Genomic DNA, 18203 nt, shown 5'->3' with positions numbered 1-18203 from the left:
GTATTGTCAACGATATCTGCCGTTTTTTTGATCATATCTGGCCGATTTTTTAGTGTGCTGGTTATTTGTTTGCTGCGTATATCGGGTTTTTAGCCAGCGTTTACAGGGATTTTTGCCAATCGGCCAGGGATAAAACATTTTCCTTTGACTTCAAATGTATTTGGCGGTATTTCTAGACCTGCGATGAGCGTTCGCGTTTACAAGAGCAAAAAAATGCTAGATGGCCCCCCCTTCTACGTCGCTGCCGAGAACACAAAAATACGAGGTTGCACCATGACGAATCATCCCGTGAATTCCCCGGTTGACGCTGACGCCGAGCGTCTTGCATCCCTGGGATACCAGTCTGAATTCAAACGCGATATGAGCCTTTGGGCGAACTTTGCGTTGGGCTTCACTTATCTCTCGCCGGTAGTCGGCATTTACACCCTGTTCGCCTCATCTCTGATGCTGGGCGGCCCTCCGATGATTTGGGCATTGCTCATCGCCGGTGTTGGCCAGCTTCTGGTGGCGCTAGTGTTTGGTGAGATCGTCTCCCAATTCCCGCTCGCAGGAGGTGTATACCCCTGGGCGCGTCGCCTTTGGGGTCGCAAGTGGGCATGGATGACAGGGTGGGTTTACGTGATGGCGATGTTCTCGACCATTGCAGGGGTGGCATATGGCGCAGCGCCGTACACCGCTTCAGTTGTCGGGTTCGAGCCTACGGTGGGTGCAAACGTCATCTGTGCATTGGTGATCCTGGCCATTGCGACAGCCATCAACATGATGGGCACCAAGGTCTTGGCGCAGGCAGCGCTGATCGGGTTCTTCGCCGAAATAATGGGGGCGTTGGTGGTAGGCGTGTACCTGCTGGTGTTTGAGCGTCACCACGATATGAGCATTTTCTTCAATACGTTCGGTTCGGAGAGTACGGGCTCATACACCGCAGCATTCCTGGCCGCTAGCCTTATCGGTGTCTTCCAGTACTACGGATTCGAGGCCTGTGGCGATGTCGCCGAGGAAGTCCCGGAGCCCGGTCTGCGTATCCCCAAATCGATGCGTCGCACGATTTACATTGGCGGTGTTGCAGCAACCTTCGTCTGCTTTGCCCTGATTATGTCCGTGGTCGATATTGGCGCGGTTATCAATGGCACTCTTGCTGATCCAGTGTCCGCCATTCTGGCCAATGCGTTTGGCCCGGTGGGATCCACTGCAGTGCTGTGCGTCGTGCTGATCTCCTTCCTCTCTTGCGTGATGAGCCTGCAAGCTGCGGCCAGTCGACTGATCTATGCGTACGCCCGCGACAAGATGATTTTTGCCAGCGGCCTGCTTTCCAGGTTTTCTCATGAGCGTCATGTCCCGCCCTATGCCCTGTTTTTGTCGGCGCTTTTGCCTGGTGTGATTGTCGTCGGCTCGATGATTTCAGCTGATGCGCTGTTGAAGATTATTTCCTTCTCGGCGGTAGGCATCTATATCGCGTTCCAGATGGTCGTTCTTGCTGCTCTGCGAGCTCGCTTGAAAGGCTGGAAACCAAGCGGCGAGTACCAGCTTGGATCGCTTGGTTTGATCACCAACGTTGGCGCGCTCGTCTATGGGGTTGCCGCTATGGTGAACATCGGCTGGCCACGCACACCCAATGCACTGTGGTATGACAACTGGATTGTTGTGCTGTCCTCCTTCGCTGTGATCGCGGTCGGCTTCCTCTATATGTGGATTGCCCGCCCTCATTTGCGCAGCGCGGCCATTTACGGAGACGCAATTCCATCAAGGGAGGCGGTTGTAACCGGCGCGGTTCGAAGAACCACCGCATAGTTTCCGACGAGATCAAAACGCTCTTTAAGAAGGGCGTTTTTTTGTTTCTGAGGGCATTCCAATGATTGGCTGTATGCAGAGTGCCGATTTCAGCTTGAAAGCCGGAAGCTCCAGAAACCCATGGCTGAGTTGCGCAGTAAAGGAGCAACGTGATGTGGTTCAAAGGTTCATTGAGTGCAGAATTTAATGAGGTGGATCGCGCCCTGCATGCACTGCTGGGGCAAGAGCCTCTGACCCCGGACAGTTTGCAGTTGTTGAAAAATGGTCATGCTACGACGCATTCAAATGTGTTCGCTCTGGCCGAGCGGATAAAAGCGCTGGAGGACCAGGTTGAGAACCTGAAACAGGCGCAAGAGAACGGGGCGCGGAACGCAACCGCCAGCGCGGATAAAATCAGCGCCCTGACAAGTGAGGTCGCTTACCTGAATCAATGTTCAGCTGAGAAAAGCCTGGCCTTCGAGTCGATCAATAGAGAATTGACTGCACTGAGTGGAGAGGCGCAAGTGTGGGAGCTTGTCAAACAGACCCTCACGGAAGGCTGTTGGGATCTCAAGATCGTTGACGGAGACCTGGAGCATCCCTCCAATGAGCTTCGTTGGTCTCGTCAGTTCAAGGAGCTGGTTGGCTATTCAGATTCGGAGTTTCTCGATGGCTGGGAAACGTATAACCAGATCGTTGATCCCGACGATCTCCCCAGGATGCTGAAGATTATCGAAGAATACGTGCGGGCTCCGCAAAGCGCCGACCATTACGTCGTGGAGTATCAAATGAGGCATAAGCAACGGGGCATGGTTTGGTATCGAGAGCGGGGGCGGGCCATGACGGGGGCTGACGGCAAGGTCTGCAGGCTGATTGGCGCCGTTCGAGACATTTCTTCCGAGCGGCATGCCATTGATTTACGTCAGCGGGAGCAGGCTGCCATGCAGGCAACCTATGCTCAGATTTCCACTGCTCTTGGAGTGATAAAGGCCATTGCAGATCAAACAACCATGCTCGCGCTTAATGCCGCGATTGAAGCGGCGAGGGCAGGGGATTCGGGGCGTGGATTTTCTGTTGTGGCTGATGAAGTAAAAAAGCTCGCTTCAAGAACGCAGGAGGCCACTCAGCAGATCCACTCAATGCTGTCGAATGTCTCAGTGAGTGGTGAGTGAGCCTGTATAAGCAGGTCGCTTGCGCCGGTGTTTCGCGATGATAAAACGTATTGGTAAAACCATAATCCAGCCGACCCATACTGCATCCTGCCATTGCGGCGCAGTGGTGTTTGAGCTGGACCTTCCTGATGGGGTGGTCGACCCCAAGCGATGCAACTGTTCGCTCTGCAGGCGCAAAGGCGCAGTGATGGGGACTGTAGCGCTATCCGGTATACGCATCACCCAGGGTGCGGATGTTCTGACGGCCTATCGTTTCCATACGGGCGTCGCGTGCCATTACTTCTGTTCTCGATGCGGTATCTACACGCATAACGTGCGGCGCTCCGATCCGACCCAATGCGGCTACAACATAGGTTGTCTGGATGGCGTGGATCCGGCGGAGCTGGAGCATGTCTCGATGAGCGATGGGGCCAACCATGCGCTTGATCGAGGCACTGAATGATTTGGAAGAGGTGGGGCGAAAAGGGTTTCGAGCTGCGTAGAGAGGCTTAAGCCTCTCTACGGCGAAATGCGTCGGCTTATGCCGCGCCTCGGTGTTTACGCTTGCAGGGGCGCTGAACCAGCGACCAGTGCGCAGCGGCCTCGCCGAGTTCGATAACCCGACAACCTGTTTCCTGGCGATTCATTGCGTGATGAGCCATGTCTCCAACCGTCCAATTGGCCGTGTTGGCAGCGATGACACGACCTTCCTCGGATACGATCAGGGCCTCGTTTTCCATTTTGATCAGGCTGGAAAGCAGGATTCGTTCGAACTTATGCAAGGCGATGTCCGCACCGGCGATACCCACGAAACGACCATCAACGTGGATAGGCAGGGAGAAGGTCAATATGTACGTATCGGCCCCGTAAAGATCGACGTAAGGGCCTATGACAACATTGCTGCCTGTATTTTTCGGGCGAGCAAACCACTGCATGCTCTGGTAGTTGTAGAAGCTTTCGCTGCGTCGATTGAAGTTGAGGGTCATGGGTACGACCTTGCCCGCAGTCCCCATTCTCCACCACTCAAGGTACATCTCGCAGTCTTCCAGCTCTCCCGGCTCAAGAACAACGCCAGTGCCATGAATGCATGATTTGGAACCCTGGAGCTGTGCATCGATTTTTGGTTTAAGCACGGCCAGGTCTTTGGATGAGGGCTTCTTGCCCAGCGCAGCCTCACGTCGCCAAATCTCCACGACTTCGTTTGCCAGGATCGTCAACTGGTCGAAAACGTTACCGATCGAAGCATTGATGCTGGCGGCGCAGTCGTCTGCGTCGGTGCGAAAAAGTGGTACTGGCATGATGTGGGCCCCTGTTGCATTCTCGTGACGCCGTTTCAGCTTGATGCCGTGGGTAGCTTCCACCCACTTCGCATCAAAAAGCCGCTTGCGGGAGAAGGAGCAAGGCGCATGCCATTTTCTAGGCTATCTCGGATAAAAGATCTAATCTCAGATCTATGAGCCTTTTGATGCCGCGCGTGACATGCGCTTCTGCCAATGCGCCTGCAAGATTGGGATCATTTGCCATGATCGCATCGGCAATCGCTCGGTGTTCTGATTGGACCGCTTCGGGCGTTATGGAGCCTTCTCCGGGGATCCACATCAGCTCGCCGATTTCTGCCTGAAGGCTCATTTCTGCGTGGGTCAGTCTGACTGACTGCGCGGCAACGGCAATCTCTATATGGAATCGCGCATCGGCACGACGCCGTTCCGTTCGGGTTGTCGCATCGCCCAGCGCATCAATGTAGTGCTGGAGCTTGGCATGATGCTCCGATGAGGAGCGCTTGGCGGCGAGTCGAGCCGCCGCCCCCGAGATGGCAACATGTTCGTCGCAGAGATCGCGTAGTTCCAGCGCGCTCATATCGGCAAGGCGGGTACGCAAATGCACTTCCGGGAGTTCAACGGCGGGGCATACGAAACTTCCGCCGTTACGACCTCTCTTTGTCTCGATGACACGGCGTTCGCGAAGGTAGGCCAAGGCTTCACGCAGTGTTACGGTCGCTACCCCAAACTGCATGGCCAGTTCGTTTTCGCTTGGCAATTGCTCGCCTTCGGCGAAAAGCCCCAGGTCGATCACTTCAATTAATCTGCGAACGACTTCTTCTGTCCGGCCTTCTTGTCGCAACCTCATGAACGAGGCTGTTCTTGCGCTGGAGTTGTTGTTCATCATCCATCGGCAGTGAATGTTGCTCAAGCGAGCTCAATTGACTTGCCAATCCTCCCAAAATGGTTGTGTCTCATGGCCTCAATTTACCAGACTCAGCCGGCACTTCGCGCTAAAACCTCTCAAATTAAATTTTAAAAAAAAGGCCGCCCCCTCGACAGGTGCGGCCAAAAACTCGGGTGGTAACGCCGAGTGGACAAGCTGAGATGCAGGGTGAGTGCTGTTTCTCAACGGGTCCCGAAGGGGTAGCTCAGCGAGGGCATCCATTTGCGCCAAAGCTGTTCCAGTTGGCCGTTCGATTTGATCGTCGCAAGGGCCTCATTGACGTGGGCGAGCCAAGCCTCATTTCCCTTTTTGACCGCAATGCCCCATTTGTTTTGAGTGGGAACACTGAACCCGATTTCCAGATCCGGTTCCTCGGCAAGCGGAACCAGCGCGACGTCGTCATCCACGAATGCATCGATAATGCCGTCGCGTAGCGCGCTGACCATGTCACCCAAAACATCGTCGCTATCCCCGCCGAAAGGCACGCAGATGCAGCCGGTGAACGTTTCGGCCAGTGCCATGTTCAGGCTTTGGGCAATCGCACCGACTTTCTTGCCCTTCAGGTCTGATGGGGATCGCAGATTTGAGCCACGTCGAATCATCACGGCTTCATCGAATACCGCGTACGGCTCAGTGAAGTCAGCCAATGTCTTGCGATGAGCGGAAATGCCCTGACCGCACAAAATGACGTCGCCTTCCCCGGCCTGTAACGCGGGATAAAAATCGGCCCAGTTCTGATAGGCGAACTGAAAAGACAGGCCCAGTGTCTGGGCCAGCAGCCTGCCCAGATCCGATTCGTAGCCGTGTCGGAATCCTTTGTCGTCTCTCCAGAAAAGCGGTGGGGCAGGGAGGTCTGCACAAATCATTCGCAATTGTGGTGCTTGGAGGGCGTTGTCGATCATGGCAGGTAGTCCAGGTACATTTTGCGTTCCCAGTCGGTCACTACGCCGCAAGAGCGAGCCCATTCATCGGCCTTCAGTTCGCGATAGAGACTGGACAGTTCTGCAGGGAATGCGTTGCGAACGACTTCATCGCGATCAAATGCTGCAACCGCGTCACCCAGGGTGAGAGGAATCCCCACCGACTCGCCGCCGTCGACATAGCTGTCTTTGGACTCGGACGGACCTGGGCTTGTCTTGTTGCGAAGACCGTCGAGCATGCCGGCCAGAAGCAGGGTGTGCGAGAGGTAAGGGTTCACGCTGGCATCGGGAAGCTTGTACTCAAGACGGCCGTTGGCGGACAGGCGCACGGTGCAGGTTTTGTTGTCCATGCCCCAGTTGATTCGAGTTGGAGCGAATTGGCCGATATCCCAGAAGCGTTTATAGGAGTTCACGGTCGACGCCATGATCATCATGGAGCCAGGGGCGTGAGCGAGCATGCCGCCCAAGGCATGCATGCCTGTTTCAGTCAGGTGCAGCTCACGTCGACCGGGTTCAGCCAGAACGTTGCGGTCGTCTTTCCACAAGCTGACGTTGTGGTGGCAGCCGTTCCCCATGCTGCCGGTGCTCGGCTTCGGCATGAAGCTCGCCTTGACACCGAACTCGCTCGCGACCTGGCGACAGATCAAGCGATAGGTCATCAGTCGGTCTGCAGTCAGTTCGCACGAGTCAAACATCCAGTTGAGTTCGAGCTGACCTGGGTCCTCGTAATCGCCTTCGATCATGTCCAGGCCCATGGAGATCGCATATTCCATGACGCGTTTGTAGATAGGGCGCATCAGCTCGAGGTTGCCCATGTGATAGGCCGGGCTTGCACCTGGGCGCACTTGAACTTCCAGCTTGTCGCCGAACCAGGTCATCTCTGGCTCGCAGCCCGATTTCATACGGAAGCCGGTTTCCTTGATGAAGGCTTCATGCGAACGGATCAAGTGTCCACGGGCATCGGTGCCCAGTGGGGCGCCGCCGTTTTCGAGGCGGTGATCCGGCTCGTACATACGGCAGAAGAACGAACCAATGGATTTGTCCCAGGGAAGAATGTTGAAGCTATCAATGTCCGGGATGGCGGTGAACTCAGCCGCTTGTGCGCCCCCGCCCAGCAGTTCGCCAGTACGGGTCGTTTGAAGATCCGAGACGGCCGTGCGATGGAATTGCACGCCTTTCTCAAGGTTGCGCAGCAGATGTTTCGCCGGCACAACCTTGGCGATGACGCGACCGGAGAGGGTGACAACTTGGTAGTAGAGGTATTCGACGCCGGCATCTTTGATGCGTTTGGCCAGTTCCTGGGACGCTTGGGAGCTGGTGTTGAATTCTCTGTGCAGGTCTAACGCAGTCATTCGAGTTCTCCTGGCGCTGCATGGGCAAGGCATGGCAGCAGCACATTCTTTTTGTATTCCTGCTCTGACGGCTGGCACGTGGCACCTGGCAGGGACGTATTTAATTTAAGATATGGTTTTATATCTTTCAAGCTTTAAATTTTGAATTTGCCGATCTGTAAGGCTGTTTTGTGCGGATATTTTGATTTTTTATAAGGTAAAACGCATCAATAGCGACCTTTCCGGCGTGAGGTGAGGCGCTTATGAAGGAGAAAGGCAAAAAAAAGGGCCTATACATACAGGCCCAGAGGTTAACTGGTCGGGGGATGTTTACTTCGTACGATGGGTGCGGAAGAAGTCAGCGACCCATTTCGCCACAGGAGACGCATCGACGGGTAAATGAGCAATGGAGTCCAGGGCGTTGGCCGACACATGGTCGCTTAGAAGATCGCCGCGAAATTTTTTTGCCAGTGCCTGGATGTATTCCGGTGAAAACTCAGGATGGTACTGAACGGAGATCGCCGGAAAGGAATAGGCGAAGACACCGTTTTCACAGTGAGCTGATCCACCTATGCGAGTCGCTTCTGGCGGAACCTTCTGAACCTGATCTTGATGGAAGACAAATGAGGCAATGCTTCCCGGAAGGTCGGGCGTCTCATAGTTGTATCGCTGAGAGCCGACGCCCCATCCCTTGCTTGATTTCGCGTTCAGGCCGCCGTACGCATCCGCCATGATTTGGTGGCCAAAGCAAATCCCGAAAACCGGAATTCGCTTCTGTCTCAACTGTTGAAGAAGTGCGATCAGGCCAACCATCCAGGGACTTCGCTCATAGGTGCTGTGTTTCGACCCGGTGAGGATAAAACCATCGAAGTCACCCGGGGCCGGGAGCTTTTCTCCACGCACTGGCGACAGGTAGGTGAACGTGGCTTCCGGAAGATAAGGGGATAGCCACTGGTCGATCATTTTCGGGTACGACCCAAACTCATCGATCAAGTCGTCGGGTGTTCGCCCGTTTTCCAGAATACAAATCCGCAATGGCTGCTGAGACATATTTCACCTCATGAATCGTGGGGCTGCACATGACGAAGGTGATTCAAGCAGCGCCGTGAAGGCGCTGGTTCACGAAGTCGTCGTTGTGCCGCTCGTAGCGTTCACAGTCCTGATAGAACCGCTTTGGCCCAAGGCATTGCAATGTCACCGGGAAGTTGTCCTGCGCTGGCGTCATGCACCCCTCGTTCCCCCACCTGTTTGGCTCCCAGCCGAGTCAATGTCTGTGCAACGATCTCGCTGCCGCGATTGAAGGTTTCGTAGAAGCTGTCACCCAGGCCAAACAGCGCGAACTTGAGACCGCAGAGGTTGGGTTGTTCACGGTCCAGCGCTTCGAAGAAAGGCTGAGCGGAATGCGGAAGTTCGCCGTCGCCATAGGTCGAGCACACGATGAAATAAAACACGTCTGGCGACAGATCGGTGACTGAGAATTTAGACATGTCGGTGCTTTCGATGCTCACGTCTGCGCTGAGTGCGTCGACGATGTCGTCGGCGACCATTTCAGCGTTGCCGGTTTCTGTGCCGTAGAGGACTTGAATGTTCATTTATTGTTTTCTCCTGCTTGATGGGACTTGGCTGCGCCCAACATGGCAACCTTGTTGCGGAATTTTCGGCGCGCGCGGCCATAAGGGGCATTTTTGAGTTCGGCCGTATCGATGCGCTTCCAGTCTTCGTAGCAAACAGTCGTGCTTTTGATCGCCTCTGCTATCGCCGGGTAACCTGGTTTTCCAAGACCCAGGGCGCCCGACTTAACGGCCTGTACGATGTTGTCGGCCACGTGTTTGGCATCCGCTCGATTGTCCGGGATCGTGCCCGTGGGGCCTCGGCGGAACCAGCCGGTGCAATACAGGCCGTCATCCAGAAAGCCGTTGGACAAATCGGAGCCCGGGCGTGATAAATCCGTGCGGCAGAGATCGAGTTCCGGGCGCTCTTCAAATCCAATCGCAGTGATGATGCTTGTCGCGGGAATGCTTTGCTGGTGCTCAGGGTTTTGCGTGCCTTTAAGCACCAGGCCTGCAACATGGTCGACACCGGCCACGCGAACGGGCGCCCAGCCAAAATGGAATGTCACCGATTTTTTGCTGGTGTACGGTTCGGCTTCTGATCTGGCCAGCGCGAGCAGTGTTTCTATCTTGGCCCTGGCAAGCCCGAGCAGGGCCTCAATTTTGGCCTTGGCAAGCGGATCCTCAATCGATTCAAGATCGAGCTCGTCGTTAAACTCGAATTGCACATTGGCAAGTTTGGCGAGTTCTTTGATCATCACCGTGTCGAATTTTGCCAATGCAGCTGGCGATCGACCTACGACATCGATGTGTTCTATCGGGCTGCTCGCCAGGTGTGTCAGTGCTTCGTGGGACAAGTCAGAGCCATGAAACTCTTCGCCCTTTTTGACCAGCAGCCGCAGCACGTCAATGGCAACGTTGCCATTGCCCACGATGATTGGGCGAGTGCCAAAGCGTGGCAAAAACGCTTCTTCGTCCGGGTGATCGTTCAGGAAGCGAGTGATCTGTCCGGCGCCGTAGATGTGATTCAACGTATCCCCCGGTACGCCCAGTTTCCGATCGCCATACAGGCCCGTCGCAACCACCACGATGTCGTAAGCGGCACGCAGATCTGCCAGTGGTAGTTCGGTGCCAACATGAACGTTACCCAGAAACCGGATGTTCTCGCGTTCAAACATTCTTTCGAATTGCCGGGTCACTGCCTTCGTGCCCGGGTGGTCGGGCGCAACACCGTAGCGGACCAAACCGTATGGAACGGGCAGTCGTTCAAGCAGCGTGATTTCTGCGTCCGGCCATTCACGTCGAAGTGCTTGAGCCATGAAGCAGCCCGAGGGGCCCGACCCGATTATCGCAATGGTTGGAGTGCTCATGATCAGACCTCTGGATCGAACGCCATGGGCATCGCAATAGGGCCCGTGTTTCCGCTGTCCGGCAGCCACTGCACTTCGCCATTGAAGCGAGGGTTTTTGATGCGTTGTGCAAGAAGCGCCAAGGCTTCTGTCATGTCGCCGCGAGCGATGAAGTGACCGATGCAGTGGTGAGCGCCGGCACCAAAACCGAAGTGCGCCTGGCGTTTGGCCGTGATATCGAACCCGGGATTTTCGAAGACGGTCGGATCGGTGCCGGCCGCCTGGCTGAACAGGTGAACCGTCGTGCCCTTTTTGATCTCCAGCCCTTGATAGTTGAAATCCTCCAGCGCTTCTCGGGTCACCCATGTCACGGTCGGGCGCACGCGCATGACTTCTTCGACAGCAGCCCTTGCCAGCTCAGGATCTTCACCCAGCAGTTTCCACTGGTCCGGGTGCTGGACGAACATGTCCATGGCCAAGGCGATCTGGTTACGCGTGGTGTCGATGCCGCCGAAAATGGCGAGAACGATCATGTCGTACAGTTCTTGATCGCTCAGCGCGGTTTTGTCTTCTTCGTTGGCTTTAACCAGCATGCTGAGAAAGTCATCGCCCAGGCCGTTCTTCTTCAGGGCTTCAACCGCCATGGCGGCATAACCGAACAGTTTGTCGGTCGCGGCGTTGATCTTTGCTTCGTCCTGCTTGAACGTCACGCCCAGCGCCAGCCCCATGTCCACCGCCAACTGAGCCAGCCCTCGCCACTCACTGCGCGGTAAGCCGAGGAGGGCGCAGATGACTTGAGTGGCGTATGGCTCAGAAAAATCGGCGACGAATTCACAGGTGCCTTTCTTCGAGAATCCATCAATGATTTCGTTGGCCATGTCCTGAAATACAGGTGTGAGCTTGCGTACGAGCTTCGGTGCAAAAGCGGGGTTCGCAAGGCGGCGAAGGCGGGAGTGATCGGCGCCTTCGCGACTCAGCAGCATCCGAATCCACCAGTCGGCAAAACTCCCTGTCGCCTTATTGTGCGCAGGCCATGCGTAGCTCCCCTGGCGAAGACGCTGGTCCCGAATCAGCGCGTTGACTTCGTCGTAGCGAAGCACTGCGATGCCATAAGGCGTCCGTGCAAACCAGCTTTTTTCTCGCGCATCAATCACTTCCTTCGAGCGCATTGAAAAGGAAGGGTTGGCCACATCCAGGTAGGGCGCAGCTTCGAGCGTAGTAGGGAGACTGGAAGACATTTGGACACCTTCGATCGTTATTAGAAGAAGCGAGCCGCTCGCGATTCGCACGGGTCAACTGCGACGGTTGACGGGCGGTGCGGGCCATTACCTGCGTGGGCCTGGTATCTCGCCGGAGTCGCATTACGAATTCAATTTAAAATATGGTTTCATATCTTTCAAGAGGAATTTTTGTTTTTTGGGGCGCTATTGGGCCCGTTTTTGCCATTGCATGGCATGATTCGCATAAGAAATTGGCTATTTAGAGAGGAAAACCAGCTGGAGAGGACGTAAAAAAGCTGCTTGGCATCTAATTTACTTTAAGATATGGTTTCATAAGTATTAAGATTCGATCAGGATTTGCTCATGAAGTCGCCGCGCGCCATTGCAATTGTTCATTCCGATACTGATGTCCCTGGCAGCCTGCCCGAGCTCTTCAGCGAGCAGGGTATGGATCTGGAAATCGTATCCATCAGCCAGGCCCTGCCAGCGCCTGAAGCGCTCGACATCGTTGTTGTGATGGGCAGCCCTGAATCGGCCTATGACCATCGATTGCCCTGGTTGGATGCCGAGCTCAAATGGCTGAAGTCTGTTCAGGAGCGAGGCGTGCCGACGCTTGGCATTTGCTTTGGCAGCCAGTTGCTTGCCCGCGCGCTGGGCGGTCAGGTCTATCGAAACTCCACCGCAGAGATCGGTTGGACTGAAGTTCAAACACTTCAGGCGCAGTGGGCGCACAAGGGCCCCTGGCTCAATTTCCACTTTGACGCCTTCACGCCGCCCCCCGGCTCAACCTTGTTGGCGAAAACCGATCTGGCTCCCCAGGCCTACCGCAAAGGCAAGTCCGTGGGGGTGCAGTTCCATCCGGAAATTGACGCACAGATGTTCGATACCTGGACGGACTACTGGCGCAATACCGAGGAAGGGCAGCGCTTTCTAGCCTCCGCCGGAGATCTGCCAGAGCGCATGCGCGCGGAAATTCAGGTGAAGGAGGCCGGTAATCGAGCCAACTGTCGCCTGCTGCTTCAGGATTTTTTAGCCGCTATCTGAAACACCCATTCAACCCTGACCCAGCCTGCGAATTCAGCGAGCTCGACCTGGGCCATCAATCGTGAAACCTGAGGACAACCATGCAACCGTTAACTTTGAGCGATTGGGAAACCAAATCTGCACAGCTGAAGATTGAAGGGCGCGCGTTCGTGAATGGCGCGTATGTGAGCGCTGCGGCAGAAGCTGTTTTTGAGTGCATCAGTCCGGTCGACGGGCGCTTTCTCGCCCACGTTGCCAGCTGCGATGCCGCCGATGCGGATCACGCAGTAAAAGTCGCCCGCGGCACATTTGACTCCGGTGTCTGGTCTCGTCTGTCGCCCGTTTCCAGGAAACAGGCGATGCTCCGTTTTGCTGATCTGTTGGATCAGAACGCCGAGGAGCTGGCGCTCCTGGAAACACTCGACATGGGCAAGCCCATTTCGGATGCACTGAATGTCGATCTACCTTGCTCTGCTGATGCCATCCGTTGGAGTGGTGAGGCGATTGACAAGATTTACGACGAAGTCGCGGCGACACCCCACGACCAGTTAGGCCTGGTCACTCGCGAGCCGATCGGCGTTGTCGCCGCGATCGTGCCGTGGAACTTCCCGTTGATGATGGCGTGCTGGAAGTTGGGCCCTGCACTTGCAGCGGGCAACTCGGTGATTCTCAAACCATCGGAGAAGTCGCCTCTCACCGCCATTCGGATTGCCCAACTGGCAATCGATGCCGGCATTCCTGCGGGCGTCCTGAACGTACTGCCGGGCTATGGCCACACCGTAGGCAAGGCGCTCGCCCTGCATATGGACGTCGACACCATCGTCTTCACCGGCTCGACCAGGGTCGCCAAGCAACTCTTGATCTACTCCGGCGAATCCAACATGAAGCGCGTATGGCTGGAGGCTGGCGGCAAGAGTCCCAACATCGTTTTCGCCGACGCTGCCGATCTTCAAACCGCAGCGGAATCCGCAGCGGGTGCGATCGCCTTCAATCAGGGAGAGGTTTGTACCGCCGGTTCCCGTCTTCTCGTCGAGCGTTCGATAAAAGACACATTCCTTCCGATGGTCATCGAAGCACTGAAAGGTTGGACGCCCGGCAATCCGCTTGATCCTGAAACAAACGTGGGAGCCCTGGTCGACACGCAGCAGATGAACAACGTGTTGTCCTACATCGAGGCCGGTCACAAGGACGGTGCCAAATTGGTCATCGGTGGCGAGCGCGTGCTTCAGGAAACGGGTGGGACCTATGTACAGCCCACCATTTTCGATGGTGTCAGCAACGCGATGAGAATCGCCCGGGAAGAAATCTTCGGGCCGGTTCTGTCGGTCATCACGTTCGATTCGGTCGAGGAAGCGATCTCGATCGCGAACGACTCCCCATACGGTTTGGCCGCTGCGATCTGGACCGCAGATATTTCCAAGGCACACCTCACGGCCAAAGCCCTGCGGGCGGGCAGTGTATGGATCAATCAATACGATGGCGGCGACATGACCGCCCCCTTTGGTGGGTTCAAACAGTCGGGCAACGGTCGCGACAAATCGCTCCACGCGTTTGACAAGTACACCGAACTGAAAGCCACCTGGATCAAGCTGTAATGGGGCGCGAGATGTCCGTTCAAAACACGCTGCTTTTCCGTCAGCAAGCCTGATTGGGATTGAAGCGGCGGCTCTCCGGCAGAGAGCCGCCCGGCACATTGATTGATGCACGGCCCCCTGGGCCGATGCTCAGTCGCAGCAAGGCCTGAACATCATCGGCGAATGCTTCGACGAGCTGGCATAACGCTCTCTTCCAGACTGTGGGCTCATACCATGAACAAGACAAACCTCACGCTTGAACAGAAAGACGTTAAATACCACATGCATCCTTACACGGATGCCCGCCTTCATGAGTCGGCTGGCCCATTGATCATCGAGCGTGGCGAAGGTGTTCACGTCTTCGATAATCAAGGCAAGCAGTACATCGAGGCAATGTCGGGGTTGTGGAGTGTCGCGCTGGGCTTCAGCAATCAGCGTTTGATAGAGGCTGCAGAAAAGCAGCTGCGAACACTGCCGTTCTATCACTTGTTCACCAGCAAGGCGCATGCGCCCAGTATCGAGCTGGCAGAAAAGCTGATTGAACTATCGCCAGTGCCAATGAGTAAGGTGTTTTTCACCAACTCCGGCTCTGAAGCCAATGACACGGTTGTGAAGCTCCTGTGGTACCGCAACAACGCTTTGGGCAAACCGGCCAAAAAGAAATTCATCAGTCGGATGAATGCCTACCATGGCATCACCGCCGTCAGCGCAAGCCTTACCGGGATACCTGCGAATCAGCGAGGTTTTGACGTGCCTCTTCCCGGTTTTCTCCATGTCAGCTGTCCTCACTTCTACCGGTTCGCAAAGCCGGGTGAAACCGAGGAGCAATTTGCGGATCGTCTGGCCCAGGAGCTGGATGACCTGATTCAAAAGGAGGGCCCGGAAACCATCGCGGCCTTCTACGGGGAACCGTTGATGGGAGCGGGTGGTGTGATTGTGCCGCCTGAAACCTATTGGGAAAAAATCCAGAAAGTGTGCCGCAAGCACGACATCCTCATTGTGGCTGATGAGGTGATCTGCGGTTTTGGTCGTACCGGCAACCTGTTCGGAAGTGAGACGTTCGGGATCAAACCAGACGTTATGGTGTTGTCCAAGCAACTGTCTTCGTCCTACCAGCCGATTGCAGCCATTTTGATCAACGACCTGGTGTATCAAGGCATCGCTGATCAGAGCCACGCACTGGGCACCCTGGGTCACGGCTTCACCGGAGGCGGACACCCCGTCGCAACGGCGGTCGCGCTCGAAAACCTGAAGATCATTCAGGAAGACCATCTGGTCGAGCATGCCGCCACTATGGGAGAAGTGCTTCGCCGTGGGCTTCGGCGCTTTATCGGACATCCGCTGGTGGGGGAAGTCCGTGGTGTGGGGCTTATAGCGGCAGTCGAGCTGGTCGCCGACAGGGATACCAAGGCGCCGTTTGAGACTGTGGGTCGGCTGGGTCGCTACTTGGCGTCACGTGCGCAGGATCTCGGGATGATCGTTCGCAGCATGGGCGACTCGATCGCTTTTTGCCCTCCGCTCATTTCAACCGAGAAGGACATCCAGGCCATTCTGGATTGCTTTGAGCAATCTCTCGAAGATACCTGGCAGTGGTTTGAGCGCAGTCGAGGCCAATAAATAACGCGGCTCACTACACCGGCTGTAGCTGCTCACAAAAGGGGGGGATCGGCCGACAGGATGCGGCGCTGATTCACACTCCTGTTGCAAGCCTTGTTCGAACGCCATCACCGCCTTCATTGTTGTGATCGCAAATATCCGAGAAACCGGCATTCATAGGCTCCTTTGCTATCGTGCTTTAAATTGTGTGATCAAAAAGAGACGAGAGATGACGATTCCCATGTGGCAAGGTCAAGTCGCGCTGGTCAGCGGTGCGGGCAGTGACAGTGGTATTGGTCTGGCGATCGCTCGACGTTTGGGTCGCGAAGGCGTGCGTGTCTTGATCACTGCCAGCAGTGCGCGGATCCAGCAACGTGTCGCCGAGTTGCAGGCTGAGGGTATAGACGCTCGGGCGATGACAGCCGACCTGACTGACGAATTGCAGGTCAAGGCGCTTGCCGATTGGGCTCATGAGCAGTTCGGCCATATCGACATTTTGGTCAATAACGCCGGTATGGCTATGGTCGGCAGCCCGGAACCCTTCGTCGAAGTGGCGGACATGGATTTGGCGACCTGGAATCTGTCTCTGGCGCGCAACCTGACCAGCGCTTTTCTGCTGACTCGTGCGGTTTTGCCAGGGATGAAGACGCGCGGTTACGGACGCATCGTCCACATCAGCTCAACGACCGGTACACGCGGCAGCAACCGAGGTGAGTCGGCTTACAGTGCGGCCAAAGCAGCGATGCTGGGGATGAATATGGGCCTGGCGCTGGAAGTCGGTAAACGGGGCATCACCGTCAACAGCGTTGCACCAGGCTGGATTGATACGGGGGCCTTGACCGAGGAAGAAAGCCGCGCCGGTACCTACACTCCGATCGGCCGCGCCGGTCGTCCAGAAGAGGTTGCCGCTGCCGTGGCGTTTCTGGCGTCTCCGGAAGCCAGCTATATCACCGGTGAAGTGCTGGTGGTGGATGGCGGTAATTGTCTGATCGAAAACAAGGCGCCCTGACGCTCGCCTCGAACGGCTGTCTTGTAGTGGGCCTGCTATTTAGCGAAAAAATCAAACGTAAAGATACTTGCAGGCCCATCTGCTGGCGACGTCGAGCTGGGGTCTCGTCAGCGAGCCTGTAGCTGAGCCAGCGCCGCATCCACCAGGGCCAGCAGTTCGTCAATGCCTTGGGTGGCGCGTTGAAAGTAGGTCTTGGCGGCAATCACGGGGTGTTCCTGGTCGAGCAGCTCCTCTTTTGTGCAGCGTAGAAAATCCTCCACCACTTGCTCGCGATGCTGTAGGCGGAACACGTCAGCCTGCGGGTGAGCGGTGGCGTAGCGTTGCAGAGTGGCGAAGGCCGTGCCGGCCAGCAGCTCGATCTTCTGGTAGAGAAAACGCAGCCTCACGCGCTGCTCGGCGCTGCTCTGAGCGGCCGCCGCGATACCGGTGCCCAAGGCACGCGCCTGGCCCGCCCATTCTGCCGCCTGGACGACCTCGCGCCAGATGCAGGGCAGGTAGCCCAGCTCGGCACGACCCTCGGTCAGATCGATTTCGCTCGCCACATCCTCCATCAGAAAGATGCTGTTGCGAATGATCAGGTGATGCTGCGACAGATTGTTTGCCCGGTCACTATTGCGCCCTTCGCGCATGCGCGACCAGTGATCGATCAAGCTGTTCCAGGCGTCCCGGTGCGTGCTGTCGAACTCTTGGGCCGCACGGATATGCTGGTCGAGCCCCTGGCGTGTGGTGGCAAGATCGTGACTCAGGCTGGCATCGCCACACAGCACGCCATTGCTCAGGCCGCGATGGCGCTGAAACCCTGATATCAGCGCACGCAACAAGGTCAACTGGCGAATGTTGAGCTGGATATGTTGGCGTTTTTGCCGCAGCAGGCGCCGGTGCAAGCCATAGAACATCTGGGTGGCCAGGGCGATGGCCGCGGCGAGCAAGAGCGGTAGTCCGTGCAATACATTCATGCTGGTTACCCCGTCAGATGAGCCAGATGGTGGGCGATGGATCGCGCCTGATCGGCGGCCTGCAGATTGTCGGCATTGCCTTGGCGGACGCGGTCGGCCAATTCGGCGATTTCCGCAACGGCCTTGCCCTGTTGTTCGGTACTGACCGCCACTTGGTCGACCTGTCCGGTCAATTGCAGGGTGCGCTGTTGCACCTGATTGAGTAGCGTGCACACCGCCTCGGAACTGGCGGCGCTGCGATGCGCCAGATTGGTCAAGTCGGACACTTGTACCGTGGCATCCTTGATGTGCTGTTGCACCGATTCGATGTTGCGACTGATTTCTGCCGCCGACTCCTGGCTGTGTAAGGCCAAGCGGCGAACTTCATCGGCCACCACGGCGAAGCCACGGCCGCTTTCACCTGCGCGGGCAGCTTCGATGGCGGCATTCAGGGCGAGCAGGTTGGTTTGCGAAGCAATCCCGCGGATGGTGCCGGACATTTCATTGATGGTGCGCGAGTTGGTGTTCAGCTGCAGGATCAGTTCGTTGGTGGTGATGGCTTGCTGCGCCATC

17 protein-coding genes are annotated in these 18203 nt (G+C 56.3%); 7 read left to right on the top strand and 10 right to left on the bottom strand.

The features are described from left to right. The first annotated feature begins 273 nt into the window (after positions 1–273). From ACX3YF_RS00085 to ACX3YF_RS00075, 3 genes are all read left to right on the top strand, one after another. Complete coding sequence (locus tag ACX3YF_RS00085) at positions 274–1788, top strand: APC family permease (RefSeq protein WP_130211085.1); 1515 nt, start codon at positions 274–276, stop codon at positions 1786–1788. A gap of 152 nt (positions 1789–1940) precedes the next feature. Then, positions 1941–2939, top strand: a complete 999-nt coding sequence (locus ACX3YF_RS00080; protein ID WP_458973275.1) for a PAS domain-containing protein — start codon at positions 1941–1943, stop codon at positions 2937–2939. Positions 2940–2976: 37 nt separating this feature from the next. Continuing rightward, positions 2977–3381 carry a GFA family protein gene (locus ACX3YF_RS00075; RefSeq protein ID WP_458973274.1) on the top strand — a complete coding sequence of 135 codons (405 nt, stop codon included), beginning with the start codon at positions 2977–2979 and terminating at the stop codon, positions 3379–3381. A 76-nt stretch (positions 3382–3457) separates the two neighbouring features. Here ACX3YF_RS00075 and ACX3YF_RS00070 read toward each other — a convergent pair whose 3' ends face one another. The 8 genes from ACX3YF_RS00070 to ACX3YF_RS00035 form a co-directional block, all read right to left on the bottom strand. After that, entirely contained in the window at positions 3458–4279 is an 822-nt protein-coding gene (locus ACX3YF_RS00070) for a cache domain-containing protein (RefSeq protein ID WP_223272729.1), read from the bottom strand. Between the two features lie 55 nt (positions 4280–4334). Further along, the gene (locus ACX3YF_RS00065) at positions 4335–5081 is read right to left on the bottom strand and encodes a FadR/GntR family transcriptional regulator (RefSeq protein ID WP_130211082.1); all 747 of its coding nucleotides are present in this window, start codon (positions 5079–5081) and stop codon (positions 4335–4337) included. A 224-nt stretch (positions 5082–5305) separates the two neighbouring features. Further along, positions 5306–6025, bottom strand: a complete 720-nt coding sequence (locus ACX3YF_RS00060) for a substrate-binding periplasmic protein (protein ID WP_198132060.1) — start codon at positions 6023–6025, stop codon at positions 5306–5308. Next, on the bottom strand, positions 6022–7395 hold the full coding sequence (locus tag ACX3YF_RS00055) for a glutamine synthetase family protein (RefSeq protein WP_198132061.1): 1374 nt from the start codon (positions 7393–7395) through the stop codon (positions 6022–6024). The genes ACX3YF_RS00060 and ACX3YF_RS00055 overlap by 4 nt, the downstream gene beginning before the upstream one ends. A 309-nt stretch (positions 7396–7704) precedes the next feature. Then, positions 7705–8424 (bottom strand): type 1 glutamine amidotransferase, encoded by a 720-nt coding sequence (locus tag ACX3YF_RS00050; RefSeq protein ID WP_458973273.1) that lies wholly within the window; start codon positions 8422–8424, stop codon positions 7705–7707. 101 nt (positions 8425–8525) lie between these two features. Continuing rightward, positions 8526–8966, bottom strand: coding sequence for a flavodoxin domain-containing protein (locus ACX3YF_RS00045; RefSeq protein ID WP_198132063.1), 441 nt, complete (start codon positions 8964–8966; stop codon positions 8526–8528). Further along, positions 8963–10294, bottom strand: coding sequence for an FAD-dependent oxidoreductase (locus ACX3YF_RS00040; RefSeq protein WP_458973272.1), 1332 nt, complete (start codon positions 10292–10294; stop codon positions 8963–8965). The genes ACX3YF_RS00045 and ACX3YF_RS00040 overlap by 4 nt, the downstream gene beginning before the upstream one ends. A gap of 2 nt (positions 10295–10296) precedes the next feature. After that, the gene (locus ACX3YF_RS00035; protein WP_239142506.1) at positions 10297–11463 is read right to left on the bottom strand and encodes a cytochrome P450; all 1167 of its coding nucleotides are present in this window, start codon (positions 11461–11463) and stop codon (positions 10297–10299) included. A gap of 393 nt (positions 11464–11856) precedes the next feature. On the opposite strand from ACX3YF_RS00035, the gene ACX3YF_RS00030 reads away from it, so the two are divergent. The 4 genes from ACX3YF_RS00030 to ACX3YF_RS00015 all read left to right on the top strand — a co-directional run bounded on the left by ACX3YF_RS00030 (position 11857) and on the right by ACX3YF_RS00015 (position 16695). Continuing rightward, positions 11857–12537: a type 1 glutamine amidotransferase gene (locus ACX3YF_RS00030; RefSeq protein WP_458973271.1), complete on the top strand. Its 681-nt coding sequence runs from the start codon at positions 11857–11859 to the stop codon at positions 12535–12537. A gap of 80 nt (positions 12538–12617) precedes the next feature. Then, positions 12618–14111, top strand: coding sequence for an aldehyde dehydrogenase (locus tag ACX3YF_RS00025; RefSeq protein WP_458973270.1), 1494 nt, complete (start codon positions 12618–12620; stop codon positions 14109–14111). 213 nt (positions 14112–14324) lie between these two features. Beyond that, positions 14325–15707, top strand: coding sequence for an aspartate aminotransferase family protein (locus tag ACX3YF_RS00020; protein ID WP_458973269.1), 1383 nt, complete (start codon positions 14325–14327; stop codon positions 15705–15707). Positions 15708–15915: 208 nt separating this feature from the next. Further along, positions 15916–16695, top strand: a complete 780-nt coding sequence (locus tag ACX3YF_RS00015) for an SDR family NAD(P)-dependent oxidoreductase (protein WP_449104875.1) — start codon at positions 15916–15918, stop codon at positions 16693–16695. Positions 16696–16802: 107 nt separating this feature from the next. On the opposite strand, the gene ACX3YF_RS00010 is transcribed toward ACX3YF_RS00015, so the two are convergent. Both ACX3YF_RS00010 and ACX3YF_RS00005 read right to left on the bottom strand, forming a co-directional pair. Then, the gene (locus ACX3YF_RS00010; RefSeq protein WP_458973268.1) at positions 16803–17651 is read right to left on the bottom strand and encodes a nitrate- and nitrite sensing domain-containing protein; all 849 of its coding nucleotides are present in this window, start codon (positions 17649–17651) and stop codon (positions 16803–16805) included. A 5-nt stretch (positions 17652–17656) separates the two neighbouring features. Then, positions 17657–18203: methyl-accepting chemotaxis protein (locus ACX3YF_RS00005; protein WP_458973267.1), on the bottom strand; the 547-nt coding region annotated here is incomplete at its 5' end.

The organism is Pseudomonas fluorescens group sp. PF-69 (assembly GCF_054481235.1).
The sequence above is the reverse complement of the archived record's forward strand: the minus strand, read 5'-3'. Positions and strand labels throughout refer to the sequence as shown.

Coding starts and splice junctions, on each gene's coding strand:
- ACX3YF_RS00085 (WP_130211085.1), top strand. CDS start 274: ATGACGAATCATCCCGTGAATTCCCCGGTTGACGCTGACGCCGAGCGT.
- ACX3YF_RS00080 (WP_458973275.1), top strand. CDS start 1,941: ATGTGGTTCAAAGGTTCATTGAGTGCAGAATTTAATGAGGTGGATCGC.
- ACX3YF_RS00075 (WP_458973274.1), top strand. CDS start 2,977: ATGATAAAACGTATTGGTAAAACCATAATCCAGCCGACCCATACTGCA.
- ACX3YF_RS00065 (WP_130211082.1), bottom strand. CDS start 5,081: ATGAACAACAACTCCAGCGCAAGAACAGCCTCGTTCATGAGGTTGCGA.
- ACX3YF_RS00060 (WP_198132060.1), bottom strand. CDS start 6,025: ATGATCGACAACGCCCTCCAAGCACCACAATTGCGAATGATTTGTGCA.
- ACX3YF_RS00055 (WP_198132061.1), bottom strand. CDS start 7,395: ATGACTGCGTTAGACCTGCACAGAGAATTCAACACCAGCTCCCAAGCG.
- ACX3YF_RS00050 (WP_458973273.1), bottom strand. CDS start 8,424: ATGTCTCAGCAGCCATTGCGGATTTGTATTCTGGAAAACGGGCGAACA.
- ACX3YF_RS00045 (WP_198132063.1), bottom strand. CDS start 8,966: ATGAACATTCAAGTCCTCTACGGCACAGAAACCGGCAACGCTGAAATG.
- ACX3YF_RS00040 (WP_458973272.1), bottom strand. CDS start 10,294: ATGAGCACTCCAACCATTGCGATAATCGGGTCGGGCCCCTCGGGCTGC.
- ACX3YF_RS00030 (WP_458973271.1), top strand. CDS start 11,857: ATGAAGTCGCCGCGCGCCATTGCAATTGTTCATTCCGATACTGATGTC.
- ACX3YF_RS00025 (WP_458973270.1), top strand. CDS start 12,618: ATGCAACCGTTAACTTTGAGCGATTGGGAAACCAAATCTGCACAGCTG.
- ACX3YF_RS00020 (WP_458973269.1), top strand. CDS start 14,325: ATGAACAAGACAAACCTCACGCTTGAACAGAAAGACGTTAAATACCAC.
- ACX3YF_RS00015 (WP_449104875.1), top strand. CDS start 15,916: ATGACGATTCCCATGTGGCAAGGTCAAGTCGCGCTGGTCAGCGGTGCG.
- ACX3YF_RS00010 (WP_458973268.1), bottom strand. CDS start 17,651: ATGAATGTATTGCACGGACTACCGCTCTTGCTCGCCGCGGCCATCGCC.